Annotated in this window: 19 protein-coding genes; 12 read left to right on the top strand and 7 right to left on the bottom strand. The window is 62.2% G+C overall.

From position 1 onward, the window contains the following. Positions 1–12: 12 nt before the first annotated feature. Positions 13–585, top strand: a complete 573-nt coding sequence (locus tag K8U03_11865) for a metal-sulfur cluster assembly factor (GenBank protein MCE9605580.1) — start codon at positions 13–15, stop codon at positions 583–585. Between the two features lie 46 nt (positions 586–631). Here the strand turns inward: K8U03_11865 and K8U03_11860 are convergent, their stop codons facing one another. Beyond that, entirely contained in the window at positions 632–1705 is a 1074-nt protein-coding gene (locus tag K8U03_11860) for a hypothetical protein (protein MCE9605579.1), read from the bottom strand. 142 nt (positions 1706–1847) lie between these two features. Between K8U03_11860 and K8U03_11855 the strand changes: the two genes are divergently transcribed. Together K8U03_11855 and K8U03_11850 are read left to right on the top strand one after the other, a co-directional pair. Further along, a complete protein-coding gene (locus K8U03_11855; GenBank protein ID MCE9605578.1) occupies positions 1848–3896 on the top strand; it encodes an ATP-grasp domain-containing protein in 2049 nt (682 codons plus the stop codon). A gap of 1 nt (position 3897) precedes the next feature. Continuing rightward, positions 3898–4539 (top strand): hypothetical protein, encoded by a 642-nt coding sequence (locus K8U03_11850; protein MCE9605577.1) that lies wholly within the window; start codon positions 3898–3900, stop codon positions 4537–4539. Here K8U03_11850 and K8U03_11845 read toward each other — a convergent pair. Both K8U03_11845 and K8U03_11840 read right to left on the bottom strand, forming a co-directional pair. After that, positions 4536–5927, bottom strand: a complete 1392-nt coding sequence (locus tag K8U03_11845) for a DUF1598 domain-containing protein (GenBank protein ID MCE9605576.1) — start codon at positions 5925–5927, stop codon at positions 4536–4538. The two genes, K8U03_11850 and K8U03_11845, sit on opposite strands and share 4 nt — an antisense overlap. A gap of 360 nt (positions 5928–6287) precedes the next feature. After that, the gene (locus K8U03_11840) at positions 6288–7112 is read right to left on the bottom strand and encodes a hypothetical protein (protein MCE9605575.1); all 825 of its coding nucleotides are present in this window, start codon (positions 7110–7112) and stop codon (positions 6288–6290) included. Between the two features lie 391 nt (positions 7113–7503). Between K8U03_11840 and K8U03_11835 the strand changes: the two genes are divergently transcribed. Beyond that, positions 7504–9534 (top strand): sigma 54-interacting transcriptional regulator, encoded by a 2031-nt coding sequence (locus tag K8U03_11835; protein MCE9605574.1) that lies wholly within the window; start codon positions 7504–7506, stop codon positions 9532–9534. A 146-nt stretch (positions 9535–9680) separates the two neighbouring features. Continuing rightward, positions 9681–10781 carry a Gfo/Idh/MocA family oxidoreductase gene (locus K8U03_11830; GenBank protein ID MCE9605573.1) on the top strand — a complete coding sequence of 367 codons (1101 nt, stop codon included), beginning with the start codon at positions 9681–9683 and terminating at the stop codon, positions 10779–10781. A gap of 99 nt (positions 10782–10880) precedes the next feature. On the opposite strand, the gene K8U03_11825 is transcribed toward K8U03_11830, so the two are convergent. Beyond that, complete coding sequence (locus tag K8U03_11825) at positions 10881–11291, bottom strand: thioredoxin family protein (GenBank protein MCE9605572.1); 411 nt, start codon at positions 11289–11291, stop codon at positions 10881–10883. Positions 11292–11682: 391 nt separating this feature from the next. Here K8U03_11825 and K8U03_11820 point away from each other — a divergent pair, with 391 nt between their 5' ends. Next, positions 11683–12693 carry a Gfo/Idh/MocA family oxidoreductase gene (locus tag K8U03_11820; protein MCE9605571.1) on the top strand — a complete coding sequence of 337 codons (1011 nt, stop codon included), beginning with the start codon at positions 11683–11685 and terminating at the stop codon, positions 12691–12693. 163 nt (positions 12694–12856) lie between these two features. Here K8U03_11820 and K8U03_11815 read toward each other — a convergent pair whose 3' ends face one another. Beyond that, positions 12857–14368: a Gfo/Idh/MocA family oxidoreductase gene (locus K8U03_11815; protein MCE9605570.1), complete on the bottom strand. Its 1512-nt coding sequence runs from the start codon at positions 14366–14368 to the stop codon at positions 12857–12859. A gap of 303 nt (positions 14369–14671) precedes the next feature. Here K8U03_11815 and K8U03_11810 point away from each other — a divergent pair, with 303 nt between their 5' ends. From K8U03_11810 to K8U03_11790, 5 genes are all read left to right on the top strand, one after another. Further along, entirely contained in the window at positions 14672–16042 is a 1371-nt protein-coding gene (locus K8U03_11810) for a Gfo/Idh/MocA family oxidoreductase (protein MCE9605569.1), read from the top strand. A gap of 173 nt (positions 16043–16215) precedes the next feature. Then, positions 16216–18000 carry an Nramp family divalent metal transporter gene (locus tag K8U03_11805; GenBank protein ID MCE9605568.1) on the top strand — a complete coding sequence of 595 codons (1785 nt, stop codon included), beginning with the start codon at positions 16216–16218 and terminating at the stop codon, positions 17998–18000. 28 nt (positions 18001–18028) lie between these two features. Next, the gene (locus K8U03_11800; protein MCE9605567.1) at positions 18029–19219 is read left to right on the top strand and encodes a glycine C-acetyltransferase; all 1191 of its coding nucleotides are present in this window, start codon (positions 18029–18031) and stop codon (positions 19217–19219) included. A 133-nt stretch (positions 19220–19352) separates the two neighbouring features. Further along, positions 19353–20375: an L-threonine 3-dehydrogenase gene (gene tdh, locus K8U03_11795; protein ID MCE9605566.1), complete on the top strand. Its 1023-nt coding sequence runs from the start codon at positions 19353–19355 to the stop codon at positions 20373–20375. A 193-nt stretch (positions 20376–20568) separates the two neighbouring features. Continuing rightward, positions 20569–20856, top strand: a complete 288-nt coding sequence (locus tag K8U03_11790; GenBank protein ID MCE9605565.1) for a (2Fe-2S)-binding protein — start codon at positions 20569–20571, stop codon at positions 20854–20856. A gap of 156 nt (positions 20857–21012) precedes the next feature. Here K8U03_11790 and bfr read toward each other — a convergent pair whose 3' ends face one another. Both bfr and K8U03_11780 read right to left on the bottom strand, forming a co-directional pair. Continuing rightward, positions 21013–21498 (bottom strand): bacterioferritin, encoded by a 486-nt coding sequence (bfr, locus tag K8U03_11785; protein MCE9605564.1) that lies wholly within the window; start codon positions 21496–21498, stop codon positions 21013–21015. 386 nt (positions 21499–21884) lie between these two features. Further along, a complete protein-coding gene (locus K8U03_11780) occupies positions 21885–23171 on the bottom strand; it encodes a PQQ-like beta-propeller repeat protein (protein ID MCE9605563.1) in 1287 nt (428 codons plus the stop codon). Between the two features lie 170 nt (positions 23172–23341). Between K8U03_11780 and K8U03_11775 the strand changes: the two genes are divergently transcribed. After that, positions 23342–24724, top strand: a 1383-nt coding sequence (locus K8U03_11775; protein MCE9605562.1) for an alkaline phosphatase family protein, incomplete at its 3' end; no start/stop codon positions are given.

The raw sequence follows: 24724 nt of genomic DNA, 5'->3' as shown, positions 1-24724 counted from the left end.
CACGCACTAACCATGCCCGCGACCCGAGCCACGGGCTCGTACGAAGTGAAGGTCGAAGGGCAGGGGATCTTCGTTCGCATCGGCCACGGCCCGACGTCCGTTGCCTCCGCGCCCCCGACTCCGGCCACGGCCGGCGCGCCGGTCGAGTCGAAGCGCTCGGTTCCCGATAGCTCCGCCGCAGCGGCGACCGCGCCGCAAGCCACGGTGGTCAACGCTTCGGAAGCTTCGCCCGTCCCGACGATCGCCGAGCCCGGCGAAGCCGGCTCGACCGCGATCAGCGAAGATTCGATTCGCGAGGCCCTCAAGCAAGTGATCGATCCGGAACTGTTCGTCAACATCGTCGATCTCGGGCTGATCTACGGCGTGACGCTCAACGAACGGCCGGAAGGCAAATCGCACATCGCGATCGACATGACGATGACGAGCCCGGCTTGCCCGGCCGGCCCGCAGTTGATTCAAAACTCGAAGGATGTTTTGAAGCGGATCGAGGGGGTCGAAGAAGTGGAAGTGAAGCTCGTCATGATCCCGCCGTGGACACCCGACCGAATGACGGAAGCGGCCCGCGACCAGCTCGGCATCTTCTAAATAACGCGGCTGCATTAAGAGCCGCCGCCGTTATGCCACGTGCGGCTTAAGTGGCGTTGCCGGTTAGGTCTTTCGGCGGCAACTCGATGAAGCTGTCGAGTACGGCCCGAAATTCCGCTTCGCGTCGTTGGAACTCCTCGGTCGCGCAGCTGAGCTTCACGTCGTAGTTCCGCGTGCGGGTCTGGAAGCGACGTTCCAGCGTCGTGATTTCCAAGTCGCGCCGCTTCGAGCGGACGAGCGTTTCCAAAATCTTGATGTTCCCCTGCTCGACGATGCGACACTCGACCGTCGCGGCGGCGTCTCGTTTCTTGACTTGCTCCGGAATGTCGAGCTTGAGCTGTTCGAGGTTCAACGGCTGCGGCAACGAAGCATGTACGGTCAGTGCGTCGTTGAAGGTGCCGTGCGCCGTGCCCGTCGCCAGAAACAGCACGCGGGCGTTTAAACTGAACACCGGCCGCCATTTCTCCGGCAACTTGAAGCCGAAGCGGAAGTCGCGTTGCAGCCAGTGGCCCGTTTCGAGCGGTTGCAGCTTGTTGTCAGGCGTCTTGATCTTCAACTCGGCGCACATGTCGGTAAAGTCGAGCGAGAAAGCGTCGTAGTGAGCTTCATCGGAGTCGATCGAAAACACGTACATCATGCCGTCGCCGATGACATGCACGCTCCGCTCGAACCAGCGCCGTCCTTCGCTGTCTTCGCATTCCCATTCGATCACTAAGCGCCGCGCAAACTTCTTTACCAACTCTTCCGGCCAAGCCGGCGAGGCGAGCGCGGCAATCTCGTCGACGCGCAACTTCCGCGTGACTTTCGGCTTGGCGTTCGGGTCGACGATCGCGACGCGAGCCCGACTTTGCACATCTTCCAAGCTCGCCGGGGCAATGCTCAACGTGCAGCGCACATGCCCGACCTTCGACCCGCGGTCTTGCGGCAACTGCAACTCGAAAGCCCGATCGTCGGTCCCCCAATCGATGAGGTTCCATGCTTGCGGCACGCGCGTTCGCACGCCGTAGCGCGGCACGTCGACCGTGCGCTTGCCGTCTTCCGCGGCGTGCGCGGGCCGTTCGGCGAACGATCCACCGCACACGATCGCGGCGAACAGGAATATCGGATTTAAGCGCAGCACGATCGATCTCGAGAGCGAGGTTGCGGGCAATTTCCTTTTCGATGATAACCGATGCCTGTTCCGCCGTCGAATTTTGCCCCTTCGACGGCCGTTTACCCACACGACCACGCTCCGCCCGACGCCCCGACTCGGTCTCGTTTCCATGCGAATCTTCGTTTACGAACATGTCACCGGCGGCGGGCTCATCGCGAATCGGCACACGGGAGAACTCGACGACCACGGCCCGCTGCTGGCGGAAGCCGCGGCGATGCGCCACACCTTGGTCGCCGATTTCACAGCCCTCGACGGGATCGAAGTCTCCTGGCTGCTCGACTCCGCGCTAGCCGCGCAAACGCCCGACTTTCAAAACGCGATTCTCGTCGACTCCGAAGCGGAACGGGCCGAAGCGTTCGATCGCCTGGCGGCCGCGGCCGACCTTGCGCTGCTGATTGCGCCGGAAACCGATGGCGTGCTTGCTGGGCTCGCGCGCCGCGTCGAACAACTGAACGGACGGCTGGCTTCCCCTTCGGCCGAGTTCATCGCTTGGGCCTCGGACAAGCACGCCGTCGCCGAGACGTTGCGCGCCGGCAATATCCCGACCCCGACGGGCATCCGGCTGACCCCCGACGACTTGTGGCCGAAGCATTTCCTGGCCCCGGCGGTGCTCAAGCCGATCGACGGTTGCGGCTCCGTCGACGTACGCCGCTTGAATGAAACCCGGCAAGATGCGCGCGGCGAATCTCCGCGCACTTGGCGGCTCGAGCGCTACGTCGTCGGGCAAGCGGCGAGCATCGGCCTGCTGCGCGGCCCTGCAGGCACCTTCGCACTGCCGGCCTGCACTCAGCGCATCAAAGAGGAAGGGCGCTTCGAATATCTCGGCGGCAAGGTTCCGCTGACGACCGACCTCGCCGCGCGTGCCCGACGCTTAGCGCTCGCGGCCGGCGACGCGATGCCCGCATGGACCGGCTTCATCGGACTCGATCTCGTTCTCGGCGCGGCCGAAGACGGCTCGGAAGATTACGTGATCGAAGTGAACCCGCGGCTGACCACTTCGTACGTCGGACTGCGCGCCCTCGCCGAGGCGAGCCTGGCCCGCGCGATGCTCGACGTGGCGCAAGGACGACCGCCGACGTTATCGTTTCGCTCCGAGGTCGTCGAGTTCGATGCCGACGGCAACGTGCGCGACGCCACGACGCGCGTGCTCGCACTCGATATCGGCGGAGCGAACCTCAAGGCCTCGGATGGCGCCGGCTTCGTGCGCTCGCAAGCGTTTCCGTTGTGGCAACGGCCGGCACAACTGACCGCAGCGCTCATCGCGCTCCTTGCCGACGCGCCCGAGTTTAGACGCGTGGCCGTGACGATGACCGGCGAGCTTGCCGATTGCTTTCGCACGAAACAAGCAGGGGTCGCGGCGATCGTCGACGCCGTCGAAACGGCGTTCTCCGGAACGGGAAAGGCGGTCGAGGTGCGAGTCTTGTTGACCGATGGCGCGATGGTCGCGCCGGCAGAGGCGAAGCTCCGGTGGCTCGAAGCCTCGGCGTCGAATTGGTATGCCACGGCGGCTTTTGCGGCGCGAAAGTTCTCGAAGCTGACGGGGATCTTGATCGACATCGGCTCGACCACGACCGATCTGATTCCTTTCGTCGCCGGCAAGCCCGAAGTCGAAGGACGCACCGACTCCGATCGCTTGGCAAGCGGCGAATTGGTCTACACGGGAGTCGTGCGAAGCCCGATTTGCGCCGTTGCGCAGGCGCTGCCTTGGAGCGGCCGGCTTTGCGGCACCGCTCAAGAGCTCTTCGCCACGACACGCGATGCCTATTTGATTCTCGGCAACCTCGCCGAAGATGGCGACGACGTCGCCACGGCCGACGGCCGACCTGCGACGAAGGAATTCGCACTGGAACGCTTGGCGCGCATGGTCTGCGCGGATCGCACGTCGTTCGACGCTCACGATGCACAAGCCATGGCGCAAGCGGTGCGCGAAGCGCAAGTGCGGACGATCTCCGCGGCGCTCGATCAAGTGGAGCAACGACGCTCGTCGACGACGGATCTGTTCGTCGTCTGCGGACAAGGAGAGTTCCTCGCGCGCGAAGTGCTCGCGCGCCGAGGCTGGGCCGGCGCGATCATCTCCTTGGCCGAGGAACTGGGAACGGATGCGTCCACGGTCGGCCCGGCGTATGCGCTGGCCCGCTTGATCGGCGAGGATCGTTAGCATGGCGCGCGACGTGATGCGCCGCATCGTCAAAGTCGGCGGAAGCTTGCTGACGAGCCCGACGCTCGTCGACGATCTTCAACGCTGGACCGCCGAGCAAGTTCCCGCGCAGACGCTGTTTCTTGCCGGCGGCGGAGCTTTGGTCGATGCCATTGCCGAGCAACAACGAACGCTCGGTTTCGACGACCGAGCCGCGCATTGGCTTTGCATTCGCGCGATGCAGATCCACTACGAAATGCTGGCGGCGCTCATGCCGCAATGCGCGAGGATCACTAGCTTCGACGCTCGCACGACCAGCGAGCGCGCGTCGAGCCCCGGTCTGGCATGGATCGATCCTTGGGCTTTCATGCAGCACGATGCGACGTGCTCGCAAGCGGTTGAGGGCTGCGATCCTTTGCCGGCCGATTGGAGCGTGTCGAGCGATTCGATCGCCGCCCGGGCCGCAACGCTCTTGGGTGCCGAGGAGCTCGTGCTGCTGAAGTCGACGACGCCGGCTTCAACGTTTCACTCAGCCACGGCGAACGACTACGTCGATCACTATTTCAATACGGCGGCGCGAGGGATTCCTCACGTGCGGTTCGTCAACTTTCGCGAGCCGGGTTTCCCCGAGACGCGTTATCGCGCGACATCCTCGTTCGCTTAATCCCACCACCAATGTTTGGCGGGTTCGGCGAGTTTGGGGCGGAGGGAGTCGAGTTCCGGGCCGGTTTGCTTCTCCGAGGCCAATGCCCAAGCGTTGATCTGCACCCCGCCCGAGGCCGAGATGATCCAGTTCGTACCCTTCTTCAACATGCTCGCCACGCTGTCCGTCTGCTTCACCTCAGGGAGCTTGTCCGTCGGCAATTCCGTCGAGTTCAGTAACAGCGGGAAGCTGTAGCCCGCCTTGCGTGCCAACTCTTCCTTGTGGATCAAGGCCCCCACCACCGCCAAGTCCATCACGTTCTTCAACTCCGCGAACACCGGTTCTTTCTGCGCGAGTTCCGCGTACTTCGTCGTCAGCATGTCCGCCCAACGTTGCGCCGCAGGGCTCGACTTGCCCGCTTGCGCCTTGACGCCGCCGGCCGTGAACACCGTGTCTTCCGTCAGGCACTTCACCCCCTTGCTGCGCAACTCGAACGCCAAGCCCGCTTCGTCCGTCAGCACCGGTTGGAAGTCCGGCACCAGCCACCAACGGGGCGCTACCGCCGACATGCCTCGACCGCCGCCGCTCAACAATTGCACGTAGCTCGTCAGGCCCGGCACAGGGCTCGGGTCTAAGTTCATCCCGATCCGCTTCATCCGATAGTCGGCCGCCACCATGACGTGCGCGAAGTGCGACGTCGAAGCCAAGCCCGACACCGTGACCATCTGCGGACCCAACACCTTCTCGATTCCTTGGCTCGTCGCTTGCGGATCGCCGATCTCGGTCAACGTCGCCACGTGACGACGCAGACGTTCGAGCCCTTCGGGGGTCGGATCGATCGAGCACGAGATATCCCCTTGCGCCGCTTGCTCCGCGTGCCGCAGCGCCGTCAGCAGATCGTCGAGAAACATGACCGGCTTACCCGTCGTCGCTCCGACGATGTCTCCCCGAGCCGTGATCTTCCAGCCTTCGCCGAAGCCCGCCAACACGATGTCTTGTTGCTCCGGGTACACGAACACGTAGCGGATCTCTTGCAGGCCCGCCAACAGCTTCATCTCGTCCGAGATCGGATTCCCCGTCTTCAGGTTCTTCGCCACCGCCGCTTCCAACGCCCGTAACGAAATCTTACGCATCCCGTGCGCACGCTTCATCTCCGGAGCGATCGACGCCGCCACGTCTGCGCGCTCACGAGCCAACGCGTTCAAACCGTCCAACTCCAAACGACGGATCGCACCCGAGGCGTCGACGCGCACGCCTCCCACCGCTTGCTGTTGATTAAAGCATCCTGCCGAACGCGGCAACTCCTTTTGCGGACCTTCTAGGAAGAGCAGCCCTCCTACCATAGCGGCGGCAAAGAGGGCGTAAGGAGTGCGACGGTCGAGGAATAAGCGAGCTAAAAACATCGGCATAACGACCATGAGAAGGGTGGACGGAATCGCGTGTGTAGAAATGCGCAGCGACTATCTCTATCGATTGTCGGATGAAGCTTACGATCAGGCAAGTAAAAACGCCGGATTAAAGACGACTGCTACAGATACGTCTAGCATCCTTACCACTTTAATCCGACCGCTTCGAGCGAGAAGACGCTTCCGCAGCTTATGTGCCGAAAAGGTGGTGCCGGCGGCCTCGCTGCAATCACTTTATTCGGTAAGTCAGGCCGGTTTGCAGCCGATTTCCCCAAGCAGACGGCACCGAGCGGGCTCCTTGCCGGCAATCCGGCCAGGGTCGCTAAGAGGCTGCTTCGACCTTCATAGCCGCCGCCGGAAGTCCTATTTGGTTTTCGCGACTTGAACCTTCGTGGTTGCCACGACATCGAGTTCGTCGGCGAAGCAGAAAGCCTGTACCGGGGTCGTCGACCGGAAGATTCGGCATTTCACTTTGATCGTGTCGCCTACTCCGGCGGAACGGTAGTCGGAAACGCGCGTTTCCACCGCCGCCTCGGGAGCCAGCTCGAAGGTGAGGCGATGAACTTTGCCCGTCGGGGCCAAGACGACCATGCGCTCGCCGTCGCGACGCACGATCTTGCCGAATAGATTTTGCGTCTTGTTCGGCTCGACCGGAGTGATCAGCGAAACGCCGGGGGTGGTGAGCTCGATACTTTCGATCTTTTCCGCGCAGGCACCGGTCGCATCGACCCGGCCTACGAACCGGACGAACTTGCCGGTCGTGAGCATTTCCTTCGTCCCTTTGCCATGCACGATGACTTGGCTGATCGACGGATCTTCGTGAATCATGACGAGCATCGACTCGCCGCTGCGGCTGTCCGTGGCGGACATCGAGCCCTTGTGCATGCCCGTAATCTTCCCCTCGAAGGCAAACTCGGGGAGCTTGTTTACGTCGACCATCTTCGAGAGATAGTAATTTTGGGCGCGCTTGCCGTTCGGCTTGCACCAGCCTTCGGCCATCAACTTCGTATAGGTCTCGTCTTGCGGATCGGGCTTATAGAAAGGAGGCCAGACCCCCTTCGTCGATTCCAATTGCTTATAAGGGTTGTTCGCGTCGGCTTGCGCGAAAGCACTGGAGCTTACGCCGAACTCCAAAACCGAGAGCCCGAACACGACGCACGCCAGACCGCAATGACGAAGCAAGCTCATGGTGATTCAGCACGAAAAGAGGTGTTGAGAATGGCCGACCGGCGTTACTTACATCCCATGATACCCACTCTTCGCCGGCCAACAATTCTTTCTACGTTAACTTTGACTCGGCTTCGGAAAACGTAATGTTCCAAACCGAAGCATCGCGAAAAACCCGAATATCCCTTACAGAGCCTCGATTTCCATAGTGATACGACGAACAAGAAAGGGGGCTCTTGCGGGCACTTCCTCGGCTTTTTGTCGGAACTCGGGGGTAGGCTTGCATGTCCGGGGTCGCGAAGACTAAGGTAACAATGGAGCGGTTTTCGGCGGTCGGACCCTCGATCTTCACCGAGAAGTGCCGAAAAACCGACCTAAACGAACGAACCCTCGGGGCCCTTCTTTGAGCGTTATGCCCCCAAGTCTTGCCTACTTAGTAATCCGCGAAGGGGCGAAGTGGACCGACGTCTTTCGTTTGGTGCCGGGGCAAACCGCCACGATCGGCAGAGCGCCGACGAACCAGATCGTCATGAAAGACGATCGGTGTAGTCGTTGCCACGCCGAAGTGTTCTTCCGCGACGACCATTGGTTCGTGCGTGACTTAGAGAGCCGCAACGGCACGCTACTCGGCGAGGCCACGGTTCGCTCCGAGCAATTGCTCAATCCCGGCGACGTCATTCGGATCGGCAACTCGCAACTCGCCTTCGTCTACGATCTGACGAAAGCGTTTCCCGAATCGAGCCCGATGGTGCGGACGCTGCCGCTCGTCGGCTCCGCGATCACGCAGGCCCCGCTCAGCGATAGCGATTCGTCGCTCAATATCCACGAGCCGACGATGATCACGCATCGTCGGATGCAGACGAAGTTCTTAGATCCCGACAAAGAAGATCCGGAGAACATCCCGAAGGTAGGCCGCGCCGCAGCGAAGCTTTGCCGCTTGGCGTTCGAGCTGGCGAAGGCGACCGATCCGTTTTCGGTGGCGCAGCTCGCCTTGGCCGGAGTGTTCGAGAGTGCGGGAGTCGATGCCGGGGCCGTCTTACTGTTGCGGCGCAACGCTTCGAACGAGCCGCGCGATGCCGATCTCGAAGTCGTCGCCTCGGAAAGCACGACCGAATTGCCGTATCATCGCATTTCACCGTTCCTCGCGGCCACGGTGTTGCGCGAAGGAGAGGCGGTGCTCGCGCGCAACGTAATCGGCGACAGCACGGTGACGAGCCGCGACAGCAAAGGAGAGATTCACGCCGTGAGCGTGATGTGCGCTCCGATTCGTCGCAACGATAAGATCGTCGGGCTCATCCATTTATATTCGACGAAGCCGGAACGGATGCCCGACCCGGACGACCTCGAGTTTACGCTGGCGGTTGCCGATACGGTCGGCGTCGCGCTGCAGAATTTGAAGCGGCGGCAAGAACTCGCCGAAAATCTCAGTACGGTGCGCGATGAAAACGTGCAGCTCCGGCAACGCCTCGGTGCGGAAAGCGAAATCGTCGGCACGAGCCGGACGATGCAGCGCGTCGCCGATGAAATCGCGCGGGCCGCACCGAACAACGCCACCGTCTTGATCCGCGGCGAAAGCGGAGTCGGCAAAGAGCTCGTCGCGCGGGCCGTCCATTTCTCCAGCCCTCGACGCAAAGGTCCGTTCGTCTGCTTAAACTGCGCGGCGCTCTCGGAAACGCTGCTCGAAAGCGAGCTCTTCGGCCATGAGAAGGGGGCGTTCACCGGAGCGGTCGGGCGCAAGATCGGCAAGTTCGAAGCGTCGAACCAAGGGACCCTCATGCTCGACGAAATCGGCGAGATGAGTCCGGCGATTCAAGCCAAGTTCCTTCGCGTACTCGAGGGCCATCCGTTCGAGCGCGTCGGCGGCAGCGAGCCGGTGAAGGTCGACGTCCGCGTGATCGCGGCGACGAATCGCGATCTCGAGAAAGCCGTGACCGACGGCATCTTCCGCCGCGATCTTTACTTCCGCTTGCATGTGTTGGAGATCCTCGTTCCGCCGTTGCGCAAGCGACCGGAAGACATCGCCGAAATCGCGTATCACTTCTTCAATCGCTTTACGGGCGAGACCGGTCGCAAGCTGAAGGGCTTCACGCCGAAGGCGATGGAGCAGATGGTCCGCTATCGCTGGCCCGGCAACGTGCGCGAGTTGAAGAACGTCGTCGAGCGGGCGATCGTGCTCTGCAGCGGCGAGTATATCGAAGAAGGGGATTTGCTCCTCTCGAAGCTGCCCACGTCGGGCGATACGATCGACGTGCCGGGCTCGGCTCCCGACTTCAAGCCTTGCTCGCTCGCCGAGATGGAACGCCGACATATCCTCGCGGTGCTCAAGAGCACGAACTGGAACAAAAGCCAAACGTCGACCATTCTCGGCATCGAGCGCTCGACGCTCGATCGGAAGATTCGTCGCTACGAGTTGCAAGATCAGCCGCCGAACCGCGTGTCGTAGGCTCGCGCAACTCTCCGCCTGGTGCGACGCAAAATTCTGGTGTCGGCCGGCCCTCTTAGCTACACTGAGCCTCTCTGACGCCGCCTCTCTCTCTGCCGGCCCGGCTCATCCCGCCTCGCACACCCCACCGTTTCGGAGATTCACTGATGGCGAAAACTTATCGCGTCGCCGTGATCGGCAGTACCGGCCGCGGCAACTACGGCCACGGAGTCGATACCGTGTGGCACGACGTGCCGGGCATGGAAGTCGTCGCCTTGGCCGAAGACAACAAGGCCGCCATCCCGAAGATGATGAAGCTCACGCACGCGAAAGAGAGCTTCACCGACTATCGCGAAATGCTCGACAAAGCGAAGCCCGAGATCGTCGGCATCGGGCCGCGCTGGCTCGATCGTCATCAAGAGATGGCCTTGGCTTGCGCCGAGCGCGGCATTCATATGTATATGGAGAAGCCGTTTTGCCGGTCGCTCGCCGAGGCCGACGCGATCATCGCGGCCTGCGAACAGCGACACGTGAAGCTGGCGCTCGCGCATCAGACGCGCTACAGCCCGACGATCGACGTCGTGAAGCAGGCGATCGCCGACGGCAAGATCGGGAAGCTCTTGGAAATCCGCGCACGGGGCAAAGAGGATCATCGGGGAGGTGCCGAAGACATGTGGGTGCTCGGCTCACACCTCTTCAACCTGGTCCGCACCTTCGGCGGTGATCCCACGTGGTGCTTCGGCCGCGTGGAGCAGGGGGGGCATGCGATCACGAAGTCGGATGTGATCGATGGCCCGGAGCAGATCGGCCCGCTCTGCGGCGACAACGTCGCGGGAATGTTCGGCTTGCCCGGCGGCGCAACGGCATACTTCGGCTCACAGCGCGGTGTGGGCGCGAAGAAGTCGCGCTTCGCTATTCAGATCCTCGGCTCGGCCGGCATCTTCGAGATGACGACCGGCTATCACCCGACGACCAACTATCTCGACGACGGCGCTTGGTCGCCGGGCCGAACCGGCTCGAAGTGGGTTCCGGTCTCGACGCAAGGAATCGGAAAGCCGGAAACCGACGTAAGCGATATGCACGGCGGCAACGTCGCGGCGGTGAAAGACCTCGTCGCCGCGATCGAACAAGATCGGCAACCGCTCTGCAGCGCGTATGACGGACGGGGCACGATCGAAATGATCAACGCGATCTTCGAGTCGCAACGAGTCGGCGGGCCGGTGCCGCTGCCGCTCAAGACGCGCGTGAACCCGCTCACGTTGCTCTAAAAACACCGAGAGCAGTAAACGCCGAGAGCCGCGAGTTTCATCTCGCGGCTCTCGGTCTTTAGAAACATTAGCTCGGTAGCGCCATCGAAGCTGCGCGAGCTAGTTCGACGCGATCTTTCCCGTCGCGGCTTTAATCCCCTTGCGCAAAAACTGGATGATCGCCGTCGGGCTTTGGGCTCCGACGAGTCGGTCGTGCTGCCAGCCGGCGGCGGTCTTGTGGAACATGACCAGTTGCGGGATCGAGCCCCCTTGCATCATTTGCTGCGCGATCGCGGTCTGCTTGTCGGTGTCGAGCACCGTGTAGGCGACTTCGCCGAAAACGGCATCTTTGGCGACCGCGGGCATCGACGACCGCTTCATGGTCACGCAGCCCGGGCACCATTCGGCTCCGATCAACACGACGAGCGGCTTGCCGGTCTTCGCGTTTTCTTCGAAGGCTTGTTCGTAAGTGAGCGGGCTCGCCGAAAGGACCGCAGTTTGCAAAAGGGCCGCCAATGCCGCGTGAATCATGTCTGTTCCTTGTTCGGAAAACGTTGGAAAACGGAGGAAAACTTGCCTCGTTCGGCGAAGATCGACCCGCATAAAAGCGGAGCGTCAAAATCTGCGCGATCGACAAGAGTTCGCCAGTTTACCGGCATCGCTTGACAGTGCAAGCGTCCGTGTCCGCAACCGATTCGGTATTTCCGATCGATTTGTTTTAGCGCTGCCGCTGAAGCCGGAAACTTTCGGGCGCGAGTTATCGAGCGAAACTATTTTTCCTTTTGGCTTTACGTCTTCTGCCGGCTATAATCCGCCCCGACGTCGAACCAAGCTGAGCCTAGGGTTTCCCGTTCGCCCGAGTCGATCGCGCACGAATGTCCAGGGAATTACCGAGCCGGCGCACCTTATCACGGCAACCAGCATGAAGCTTCGCGTCGGTCTTATCGGGCTCGGCAACCAATGGGAGTCGCGCCACCGGCCTGCGTTGCGTACGCTGAGCGACCGGTTCGAGGTCTGCGCCGTCTGCGACCAGATTGCGCTCCGGGCCGAGCAGGCCGCGCGCGAATGGAACGCTCAGGCTTGCGACGGCTTCCGCTCGCTCGCTCAGCGGCCCGATATCGATGCCGTGCTGATGCTCGCTCCGCAATGGTACGGCTATCTGCCGATTCTCGCCGCTTGCGATGCCGGGAAGGCGATCTACTGCGTAAACAGCCTGCAACTCGATCCCGAACAGGCGCAGCTCGTCAAGCAGCGGGTCGATGAGTCGGGCGTCGCGTTTATGACCGAATTCCCGCGCCGCCACGCCCCGGCCACGCTGCGGCTTAAGGAACTGATCGCCACACGGCTCGGCAAGCCGAAGCTGTTGTTCTGCCATGCCCGCGTGCCGGCCGAACATCAGCAAGGAAAGCCGGGCTCGAACCAGTCGCCGTCGAACGACTTGATGGAGTTGATCGATTGGTGCCGCTACGTGGTCGGCAGCGAGCCGACTTCGGTCGTCGGCGTGCGGCATTATCGGGGCGAAGAGCCGAAGCACGACGACTACCAGATGATGAGCCTCGACTTCGGCGACCTGAAGAACGGCCCCGGCACGTCGGCCACGGCGCAGATCAGTTGCGGGCGCTACATGCCTTCGGCCTGGGCCGAAGCCGTGGCCTACCGCCCGCCGGCGGCGCTGCAGGTCGCGTGCGAAAACGGCATCGCGTTCATCGATCTTCCGTCGACGCTCGTCTGGTTCGACAACGCCGGCCGACATCAAGAGTCGCTCGAAAGCGAGCGGCCGGTCGGCGAGATGATGATCGGCCAGTTCCACCGCGCGGTAACGAGCCTCGTGCGTAACGCCGGCGGCCTGGAAGACACCTACCGCGCACTCACCGTCGTCCGCGCAGCCAACGACAGCTTCACCGAAAACCGCCGCGTGTTCTTAGAGTTCTAGCGCACGACGAAAACCTCCGAGGCGAGCGGCCGGTGTAAGCCGGCCGGTTCCTCACCGCTTATACTCGTCGCAGTTACTCGCCGCTCAAAAAAAACAACGCCCGGCATCTCGCAATGCCGGGCGTCGTTGTTCTATCTCAATCGATCAACCAACCGCGAGCAACTTACGCTCCCGCTGGATCGACGCCGTCTTTCCATGGGCCGGCGAGCGACATGTACTCCGGTGGTCGGAGCGTGCTTCCTTTGTCGCCGGCGGCCCAGCCCGGCACTTGCGTCGGCTTGCCGCGTTGCTTCGAGAGGGTTTCCCATTTCGTGGCCCACGACGAGTCGCCGTCTTTGTAGGTGCCGCTTTCGGCATCGAAGTGGAAGACCTTGCCGGTCCGGTAGCTCTGCGCACCGAGGATCACGGTCGCCACGGCCGCGGCTCCGAGGTCCGGCGTGTTGTTACACGCTTCCGGCTTATTGTCGATCATCGCGGTGAGCCAGTTCTTGAAGTGCAGGTACGTCGTGTCGTACTTCTTCAAGTCTTCCGGGTTCAAGTCGGTCTTGATCGTTTCGTCGACCAGCGCGCTATCGAACGTCACTTGCGGACGCTCGGCCATGAACTTGAACTCGCTGAACTGTTCGCCGTTGCCGAACTCGAACGCGCCGTTGTGCCCGCGAATGACTTGCTTGATGCGGGAGTTTTCGTTGCACATCGTCGCGGTGATGATCGCTTGGCAGCCTTCGTTGTAATCGGCCACGACGGTCGCGACGTCCGGCACTTCGCGCGTGTCGAGTTCGAGATAGATGCCGCCGGCGCCGACGACGCGCGCCGGGTAGCGGAGGCCCGTCGCCTTGAGCATCGAGGTCGTGCGGTGGACGAACAAGTCGGTGAACATGCCCGAGCCGAACGGCCAATAGCAGCGCCATTGAGCGTAGACGGCCCGATCGAAATCCATGTTTTCGGCCAAGCCTTCCTTCACGCCGAGCCAACGCTTCCAGTCGACCGTCTTCGGCGACATATCTTTGTCGAGCTTGTAGTAGCGCCATTGGCCGACGCTAGAGTTGCGGAAGTATTCGGTTTGGAAACCGAGCACTTTGCCGAGCTTGCCTTCATCGATCAACTTGCGAGCCTGGTCCCACACTTGAAGGCTCGTCGATTGCACGCCGACCTGCATCACCTTGCCGGACGACTTCCAAGCCTTCACGACGTCGAGCGCTTCCTCGACCTTCTTCGTCATCGGCTTTTCGCAATAGACATGCTTGCCGGCCTTGAGCGAGTCGATGATCTGCCGATGGTGCCAATGGTCGGGCGTGCCGATGCACACGGCGTCGACGGTCGGATCGGCGAGCAAGTCGTTGTAGTCGACGTACCGCTTCGCTTCGACTCCGGTCTCTTTCTTGATGTAGTCGCAAACCATGTCTTCTTGGTTCTTATAAACCTCGGAGACGGCAACGAGATCGATGTTCGCTCCTTCGCTGCGCAGCTTCGCGAGCGACTTCACATGCGCGCCGAAGCCTCGTCCGCCAGGGCCGATGAAGCCGATCCGAATCCGACCGTTGGCGTCGGCGGCGCTCGCCGGAGCAGGGGCCGCGAAACTCGACACGACTCCCGCGGCAGCAGCGGTCGCGGCCGAGGTCTTCATGAAGTTGCGGCGTGAAACGTTATCCGAAGAACCGGCGTCTTGAGGCATGGATCAGATCTCCTAACGAGCGTGATTGAATTTTCGATCGTCAGGTCTGCAACACGACACGGCGTTAGAAAAGGTGCCGTGCTCGAGCGCGCAAAGGCCTGACGGATGCGGAGCAGTATTCTACCCGGCGACTCAGCGAAATGCACGCACTCTCCGGCGACCGCAATGTGCGATTCTATTTTATTTGCCTCCCGCTCGCCGCACGTTCATCATAGGCTTTCGTCAGGCAGATCACGGTCGAGCGAAATCCCCTTCGCCCGCCCGTTCGATCGGAGTGAATTCATCAGCGGGAGATAACGTCGCATGAGCGGTAAACATACGGATACGAAGGGTTTGAATCGTCGCGACTTCCTCGCGCAAACATCGCAAGCCGGAGCGGCTCTAACCGTGGCAAGTTTACTGCCCCGGCCCCGAGCGCAAGCCAAAGACCTCGCGAACGGCAAGATCACGGTCGGCTGCGTCGGAGTGAAAGGGCGTGGCAATGCGCTCTTCAACCACTTCGGCTTCGCAAGCGAGCAGGTCGACGTGAAGTACGTTTGCGATATCGATTCGGAAGTGCTCGGCCGGCGCAACGGCGAGTTCGAAAAACGCTTCGATCGTCGTCCCGAACCGGTCGCCGACTATCGCCGCCTGATCGACGACAAGAGCATCGACGCGCTCGTCCTCGGCACGCCCGACCATTGGCACGCCTTGCAAACGATCCATGCCTGCCAAGGGGGCAAAGACGTCTACTGCGAAAAGCCCGACGGCCACAACTTGGTAGAAGGCCAAGTGATGACGGCGGCCGCGAAGAAATACGGCCGGGTCGTGCAGCTCGGCACGCAAGCCCGTAGCGACCCGCAACTGCTTGAGCTCGCTGAATACATCAAGCAAGGGCATCTCGGTCGCGTCGTGATGGCGAAGGCTTGGGAAAGCTCGCCGCAGAAAAACCTCGGCAACCCGCCCGACTCCGAAGCGCCGTCGACGATCGACTACGACGTGTGGCTCGGGGCCGCGCCGAAGCGGCAGTTCAACCCCTTGCGGTTCCACGGCAATTGGCGCTGGTTCTTCGACTACGGCTCCGGCGACCTCGGCAACGACGGCGTCCACCGGCTCGATATCGCTCGCTGGATGCTCGAGACCGCGGTCGAAGCGTCGGGCGAGAAGCCGATCGGGCTACCGCGCTCCGTGTCGGCCTCGGGCGGAAAGTATTACTTCGACGATGCCCAAGAATGGCCCGACACGATGCTCGTCACCTACGACTATCCGGGCCGGCTGCTGTCGTACGAAATGCGCGTCTGGGCGCCGTATCCGATCGACGGCGAAGACGAAGGGGCAGCCGTGTTCGGCGATAAGGGCTACGTCATCGTCGGCAATAAGCGCTGGCGCCACTATGCCGGCCGTAAGGCGGAGTTGGTCAAGGAAGTGCCGCGCGGCACCGCGGCCGAGATGGCTCACGTGAACAACTTCCTCGATTGCATGCGCAACCGCGGGAAGCCGAATGCCGATCTCGAAAACGTCGGCCGGGTGTCGAGCTTGCTCTGTCACCTCGGCAACATCGCGTGGCGCGTAGGCCGGACGGTGAAGTTCGATTACGACGCCTACAAGTTCACCGGCGACTCCGAGGCGGAGAAGTTCCGAACTCGCGCCGAGTACCGAAAGCCGTACATCTTGCCGGCCGTCGACACGGTTTAGTCGACTCCATTAATCGACCCCGCTTCTGCGGAAACGGATTGCCACTCGCCGAACGACCGCCGAGCCCTGCGTGGTTTCGCGGTCGTTCGGCTTTCTCGACGCTTGCAAGCAGCCGGCGACCACGGCATCATGGAGGGCCACGCACTGTCTCTCTCCTGCCCGGATGCTCGCTCATGTCCGCCACCCACGACGCACCTCCTGCGAAGTCCGACTTCGTCCCACCGCATCCGGGCTCGAAGATCATGCCCCGATGGCAAGGGGGAGAGTTGCCCGCGCCGCCGTTGTTTCGATGGCAAAACTGGTTGGCGTTTCTCGGGCCGGGCCTGGTGTCGGGCGCGTCGGCGATCGGCGGCGGTGAATGGCTCACCGGGCCGCTCGTCACGGCGAAGTACGGCGGCGCGCTCTTCTGGCTCGCCACGATGAGCATCTTCGGCCAAGTGATCTACAACATGGAGATCAGCCGCTACACGCTCTATAGCGGCGAGCCGATCTTCACCGGCAAATTTCGCTCGCTTCCCGGGCCGCTGTTTTGGATGTTCGTATATCTGGTGCTCGACTTCGGCTCGATCTTGCCGTATCTCGCGACCTCGGCGGCGACCCCCGTCGCGATGGTCTATCTGAATATGCACGGTGAGACTCTCGACCCCGTCAAGCACAAGATGCTGCTGCTCTATTTGAGCTACGCGATCTTCCTGCTCACCGTGATCCCGCTCATCTTCGGCGGCAAGGTTTATAATTCGCTCAAGGCCGCGATGTCGTTCAAGCTCGTGTTCGTGATCGGCTTTCTCATTTTCATCGCGGCCCGCTACTCCAGCGCCGCGACCTGGAAAGACATCAGCTCCGGCTTCTTCAAGTTCGGCACGTTCCCCGTCGTCGAAGCCGAAGATTTGAACGGCAACGGCAAGTTCGATCCGGGCGAATCCGATTGGGACGGCGACGGCCGTGCCGAAGGAGTCGAGAAACGCTGGACGAACGATCCCAAGGACTTCGTCGATGTCGACGGCGACGGTCGCTACGACGGCTTCCGAACCGCCAACATTTTCGAGCGCTGGTGGGCTGGGCAACCGTTTCCCGCGATGGATCTCAGCATGTTCGCCGTGCTCGGCGCCATGGCCGGCTTGGCCGGTACCGGCGGCCTCACGAATACGAACATCTCGGGCTACACGCGCGATCAAGGCTGGGGCATGGGAGCGCACGTCGGCGCAATCCCGAGCGCCTTCGGCGGCCACTCCGTGAAGCTCTCGCACATGGGGATGGTCTTTCCGATCAACAAAGATTCGATCGCCCGCTTTCAGGGTTGGTATCGGCATGTGCTGCGCGATCAGCTTGTCGTCTGGATGCCGGCTTGCTTCGTCGGCCTGGCGCTCCCGAGCATGCTCTCGGTGCAATTCCTGCCGCGCGGTCTGGAAGCGAGCACTTGGACCGCGGCCGGCATGACCGCCGTCGGCGTCGAGAACGCGATCGGGCCGTCGTGGGGTCCGACCTTCTGGTTCCTCACTCTCTTCTGCGGCTTCATCATTCTAGCCCTAAGCAACACGACGACCGCCGACGGCTACTTCCGCCGTTGGGTCGACGTCGTCTGGACCGGTCTCCCCGCCTTGCGAAATTGGGACCCACGTCGCGCCGGCCAAATCTATTTCGGCTTCCTCTGCGTTTATGTCGGCGGGGGGCTCATCATGCTCACCGTGGTCAAAGGCGATAAGATCCTGCCGATCGCGACGACGATCTATAATTGCGCACTAGGATTCAGCTGCTTTCACGTCCTCTACTTGAACTTGGCGTTGCTGCCGCGTGAGCTGCGACCGACGTGGAAGGTTCGCATCATGATGGTGCTGGCCGGCGTGTTCTTCATGTGCGTCTCGACGGCGCAAGTCGTCGGCATGATCGCCGACAACAAATACAAGGCCGCGGCCACGCCCGAGGCCCGAGCGGAATACAAATCGCAGCACCCGCAATAGGGCGACCGCGGCAACCGGGAGCGATGAAATGGACGCACGCTTTCTCGACCACTTGGAAAACGAACTCCGCCAAGTACGCGAGGCCGGGCTCTACAAGGAAGAGCGCATCCTCACGACGCCGCAGAACGCTTGGATCGCGACGGCGCAGGCCGGCAAGGTCGTCAACCTGTGCGCGAACAACTACCTCGGCCTCGCCGATCATCCCGACGTCGTCGCCGCTTCCAAGGCCGCGCTCGAGCGCTACGGCTACGGCATGGCGAGTGTCCGCTTCATCTGCGGCACGCAATCGGTTCACAAAGAGCTCGAAGCGAAGCTCTCGCAATTTCTCGGCACCGAAGACACGATCCTGTACTCTTCCTGTTTCGATGCCAACGGCGGCCTCTTCGAAACGCTGCTCGGTGCAGAAGACGCCGTCATCAGCGACTCGCTCAACCATGCGAGCATCATCGACGGCGTGCGGCTCTGCAAAGCCCGTCGGCTACGCTATGCCAACAACGACATGGCCGACCTCGAGCGGCAGTTGCAAGCCGCGGCCGATTGTCGTTTCCGCTTGATCGCCACCGACGGCGTCTTCTCGATGGACGGCATCATCGCCGACTTAGCCGCCGTGTGCGACTTGGCCGATAAGTATCAAGCGCTCGTCATGGTCGACGACTCGCACGCCGTCGGCTTCGTCGGTGCGCAGGGCCGGGGCACGCCCGAGCTGTGCGGCGTCGCCGAGCGGGTCGACATCCTCACCGGCACGCTCGGCAAAGCGCTCGGCGGAGCCTCGGGCGGCTACACTTCCGGACGGCGCACCGTGGTCGATTGGCTCCGGCAGCGCTCGCGGCCGTATCTCTTTTCGAACTCGCTCGCGCCGCCGATCGCAGCCGCTTCGATCGCCGTCGTCGACATGCTGGCCCACGGCGATGCATTCCGAGCCCAGTTGCAAGACAACATGCGGTTCTACCGCGCAGCGATGACCGCGCTCGGCTTCACGCTGCTCGGCCGCGACCACGCGATCATTCCCGTGCTGCTCGGCGATGCCAAGCTGGCCGGTCGCATGGCGGCGGCGTTGCTCGCCGAGGGGGTCTATGTCGTCGGGTTTTCGTATCCCGTCGTGCCGCAGGGGCAAGCCCGCATCCGAACGCAAATGTCGGCGGCGCACACGCGAGAGGATCTCGAATTCGCCGTCGCTGCGTTCGCGAAGGTCGGGCGCTCGCTCGGCGTGATTTCGTGATGCGTATAATTGAGTGGTCCGGTCGCCGACGTTATTAACCGGGGGCTAACGCCCTGCGGCTAATGGACCCATCAGCCGCGGGGCGTTAGCCCCCGGTCGAATCTATCGAGAGATCTATAGCATGCCCCGCACGATGAAAGCCTTGGTCAAAGCCGAGCGAAAGCCGGGCCTTTGGATGCAGGAAGTCCCCGTGCCGACGATCGGCGCGAACGACGTCTTGATTCGCATCAAGAAGAGCGCGATCTGCGGCACCGACGTCCATATCTACAACTGGGACGAATGGTCGCAGAAGACGATCCCGGTGCCGATGGTCGTCGGGCACGAATACGTCGGCATCGTCGAAGAGGTCGGCAGTGATGTCGTCGATTACAAGCCCGGCGACCGCGTGACCGGCGAAGGGCACATCACCTGCGGTCATTGCCGCAACTGCCGCGCAGGCCGACGCCACCTTTGCCGCAAGACGCTCGGCGTCGGCGTCAACCGGCCCGGCTCGTTCGCCGAGTATCTCAGCTTGCCGGCGGGGAACGCGTTCAAAGTTCCGAGCGTCATCTCAGACGATCTCGCGGCGATCTTCGATCCGTTCGGCAACGCCGTACACACGGCCCTCTCGTTCGACTTGATCGGCGAAGACGTGCTGATCACGGGCGCGGGCCCGATCGGCATCATGGCGGCCGCGGTGGCACGGCATGTCGGAGCGCGCTACGTCGTCGTGACCGATGTGAACGACTATCGCTTGGCGCTGGCGGCGAAGATCGGCGCGACCTACGTCATCAACCCGAAACGGGAGAACTTGCAAGAAGCGATGCAGCACCTCGGCATGACCGAAGGCTTCGACGTCGGTCTGGAAATGTCGGGCAGTGCCGCGGCCTTTCAATCGATGCTCGAAGGGATGAACCACGGGGGCCGCATCGCGATCTTGGGAATCTTCCCTTCGGCGGTGTCGATCGACTTCAGCCAGATCATCTTCAAAGGGCTGCACCTCAAGGGGATCTACGGCCGCGAAATGTTCGAGACCTGGTACAAGATGACGAGCATGCTCCAAAGCGGCCTCGACATCTCGGGCGTCATCACCCACCGCTTCCCGATCGACGAATTCGAGCACGGCTTCGAAGTCATGCGCTCGGGCCTGTCGGGCAAAGTGATCCTGGAGTGGTAGGGGGCCTCACGGCGCCCCGCTCGCCCCGGAAAGAGCCCCCTGCGGGTTCGCGCCACCGGGGACTTCGCCGATTCTTACGAATATTCTTGACAGCAGGGCTCCCGAGCGTTTAGATTCAATTCCACGGAATGAGACTCAGTCTCACAGTTCCGCTTCCCGCCCAGTCGACACGCCCTCCGCACAAATCACGCCGATGGTTGTCTCTTACGACATCGAGAGCCTGGTCTTCGAGGTATTCGCTCCCGCGCCGCTCGTCGGCCCCGTGAGCGAGGCCGATCCGGTGATTTGCCGTTGCTTGCAAGTGCGCGAGTCGGCCGTCGTCGAAGCCGTGGAAGTGTCGGGCTGCCAGTCGCTTTGCCAACTCGCTTGCAGCACGGGAGCTGGAAGCGGCTGCACCGCCTGCCATCGCAAGCTGCGGCAATACTTCGCCGATCGCCGCCACGCGGCCCTCGAGCAAGCCGCCGATAAGTGCGGCTCCTAGATATTGGCGGTTCTTAGATATTGGCGGTTCTTAGATCGAGCCGGTTCTCGCTCGCACAGCGCATGAAAAAAGGCGCATAAAAAAACCGCAGCCGTGTTCACGACCGCGGTTTTAAGAAGCGCCGGTATTAAATAGAGCTGCGAGCCCTCGTCGGGCCTAGTGTCCTTCTTCCCCTTCGCCGAGTTGCGATTGCAGGTAGTTGGCTAGGCCGATCTCGTTCAGCACGTTGAGCTGCGTTTCCAACCAATCGACGTGCTCTTCGCTTTCGACGAGGATCTTTTCCATTAGTTCCCGGCTGCCGCCGTCTTTCACCTGGATGCAGAGGTTGATCGCTTCGTTGTAGGCTTTCACGCCGCTCGATTCGAGCGCGAGATCGAATTGAAACTGCTCCTTCACGTCGGAGCCGGCGCGAATCACATCGTAGCGGGCGATCTCCGGCACGCCGTCGAGGAAGAGAATCCGATCGATGAGCATTTCGGCATGCTTCATTTCGCCGATCGATTCGTGGTAGTGCTTTTGGCCGAGCTTGTAGAAGCCCCAGTTCTTGCACATCTTCGCTTGAATGAAGTACTGGTTGATCGCGGTCAGCTCGATCGTCAGCGCGGCGTTCAGAGCGTCGACGACTTGTTGGTTGCCCTTCATGGCGGGTTCCTATTGTGTTCGGCAGACCCCGCTAACGAGGCCGGCGGGCGAGTGGATATGTCGGGTTCATACTTGTTCGGGAAGTCGCGGCATGTCGGCCGCTGCGAACGATTCTAGGTGGGCCGCGTAGGGTTCGTCTAGACGTTCCCTTCGAGCCGGCCATCTCGAAATGCCCGAAATCGCTAGTTGATACGCGATTACAAGCCGAGCGACCGCAGACCGTCGGCACGTCTCATCCGAGCGGCAAAAGAGAACGGTGCGAGAGAGCAAGGAAACCGCTGCGACTACGCGGTTTGAGAGCGAACTTCAATAATCGCTTCCGCGAACGGCACGCGGAGCCGCACGAAAAAATCTTTCGCGAAAATCGCGAAGCGGCCGGCTGTGGGCTATTTGCGCACGTCGATGCAGACGACTTCGCCCGCTTCGCTGCGGCAATAGATCCGCCCGCGGCAGAGCACCGGCATGGTCCAAGTCGGCCCGTCGAAGACGCGCGTCCGCGCCAGCTCGACGTACCCGCTCGGCGAAGCCTCGGCCACCGAGAGGAAGCCTTCGTCGCTCTGAATCAACAACTTGTCGTCGGCCATCGTCAGCGCTCCGCAGCCGAAGCCGCGTTGTTCCCAGAGTCGCTTGCCGGTCGCCAAGTCGAGGCAGACGAGCTTGCATTGCCGAGCCGTATGCGAGTTGCCGTGGATGCCGTACAGCCGGCCGTCGCGCAGCACCGACGTACACATATGGTTCGACATCTCTTCGTTGCGATACAGCTCGCGAAACTTCTCGCCGACCAACTCCACGAGCGCACAACCGCCGCCGTAGCCGGTGCTCAGGAAGAACGTTCGGCCGCTGATGACCGGCGTGGTGCTCGCCGTCGTATACTGACTCTCCCACGGATACTTCGCGACCTCGCGGCCGTTGCGCGGCTCGACCACGACGAAAGCGTCGTTCGTAATCGCCGCGATCAACGTCTCGCCGGTCGGCGCCGTGTAGACGACCGGCGAACCGTAGCCGGCGCGATAGTGCATCGAGCGCCAGGCCTGCTTCCCCGTCAGCTTATCGAACGCGACGAGCCCTCCGGCGTCGAGAACCAACAGCTCGCCGTAGACCAGCGGCGACGAAGTGAAGCCCCACTCCGGCTGAACGGCGCTGAGCGCCTCGGTCAGCAGCACCGTCCAGAGCAGCTTGCCGGTCCCGGTCGCGAAGCAATGCAGCTGCCCTTGCTTGCTCACCGTGTACACGCGGTCGCCGTCGATCGTCGGCGTGGCCCCCGGCCCGCCGAGATGCAGGTTCGCGACCAAGTCGCAAGGATAGGAATACTTCCAAAGCTCCCGTCCCGTTGCCGCGTCGAAGCAGTAAACCGTTTCGTTGCCGTCGCGGTTGCCGAGCGTATACGCCTTGCCGTCGGCCACGGCGACGCTGCTATAGCCGAGGCCGACCTGCGCCGACCACAGTCGCTTCGGCCCTTCGGCCGGCCACTGCTTCAACCACTCGGTCTCGGTCGAGATGCCGTTGCGGTTCGGGCCCCGAAAGCCCGGCCAATCGATCGTCGCCGGCGGAGCGCTCGCGGCCGCCGCTTCGCGCACGCGGCCCGGATCGGCTTGCGTCGTGTCGCATCCGGCTTGCGCAACGAGCGACCACGAAAGCAACAGCAACGAGATGCCGACGTTTGCGCGAGCCATATTCGATTCCCCCCAGCAGATAGACTTCAGGGTATTGTTGGGGGAGCGGGCTTCGTAGACAAGGACAGTTCGCCCCCGAGTATGCTACAAAAGCCGTACGGAGCGGGCCTGGGTCCGCTCCACACTCGTCTCGTCATCGCCGTTCTAACCACAATCCTACGTTCGACTCCATGACCAAGCCGCTTGTGGTTATCAACGTCGTCGGCCTTGCTCCGAGCCAGGTCGGCGAGCTTACGCCGAATCTTTCGCGACTGGCGAAGCAAGGCTTTATGCGTCCGCTCGGGACCATCTTGCCCGCCGTCACCTGCTCCGCTCAGTCGACCCTGCTCACAGGCTTAATGCCGCGCGACCATGGGATCGTCGGCAACGGCTGGTACCTGCGCGATCTCGCCGAGACGATGTTCTGGCGACAATCGAATCGCCTGGTCGCCGGCGAGCGCGTGTACGAAGCAGGGCGCCGCCGCGACCCGAGCTACACGACCGCGAAACTCTTCTGGTGGTACAACATGTACGCACCGGTCGAGTGGTCGCTCACGCCTCGGCCGAGCTACCCGTCGGACGGCCGGAAGGTGTTCGATAGCTATAGCAACCCGGCCGACTTGAAAGACCGGTTGCAAGCGAAACTCGGCGTCTTCCCGCTCTTGAAGTTCTGGGGACCGGGGACCGATATTTCGAGCACGCGCTGGATCGTCGACGCGGCAATAGACACACAGCGCGAGCATGCGCCGACCCTCTCGCTCGTCTATCTCCCGCACTTGGATTACAACTTCCAGCGCTTCGGGCCCGACGATGCTCGCTGTCGGCGCGATCTCCAAGAAGTCGACACGGAAGCCGGCCGGTTGATCGACGCTTCGCTCGCGCGCGGCGCCGAGGTGGTCGTGCTTTCGGAGTACGCCATCACAGCCGTCGATCGACCGGTGCATCTCAATCGCGTACTGCGCGAGCAAGGCTACCTGACCGTTCGCAACGAGATGCTCGGTTGGGAAACGCTCGATAGCGGAGCGAGCCGAGCGTTCGCGGTCGCCGATCATCAAGTGGCGCACGTCTATGTGCAACGTGCGGAAGACGTGCGCCCCGTCGCGGAGCTGCTGCGCAAGACACCGGGCGTCGAAATAGTACTCGATCGCGCGGCGCAGCGCGAGTTCGGCATCGACCATGAGCGGAGCGGCGAGCTCGTCGTCGTCGCCGACGCCCGGAGCTGGTTCACCTACTACTTCTGGCTCGACGATGCCGTGGCTCCCGATTATGCCCGCACCGTGGATATCCATCGGAAGCCGGGCTACGATCCGGTCGAGCTGTTCGTCGATCCGACGTTGAAGTTCCCGAAGTTGAAGGTCGCCCGCCGACTCGCGCGCAAGCTGCTCGGCTTCCGCTACTACATGGACGTCATCGGCCTCGATGCCTCGATCGTTCGCGGCAGCCACGGCCGTCTGCCGATCGCAGGCCGCGAGGCGAGCGACGGCCCGGTGTTCATTTCCTCACATCGCGCACTCGAACGCGACGCCGTCGCGATGACCGACGTCAAAGGAATGCTGCTGCAATTGCAGTTCGAC

The sequence above is a fragment of the Planctomycetia bacterium genome, assembly GCA_021413845.1.
In the GTDB taxonomy this organism is placed as follows: Bacteria; Planctomycetota; Planctomycetia; order Pirellulales; family PNKZ01; genus PNKZ01.
The sequence above is the reverse complement of the archived record's forward strand: the minus strand, read 5'-3'. Positions and strand labels throughout refer to the sequence as shown.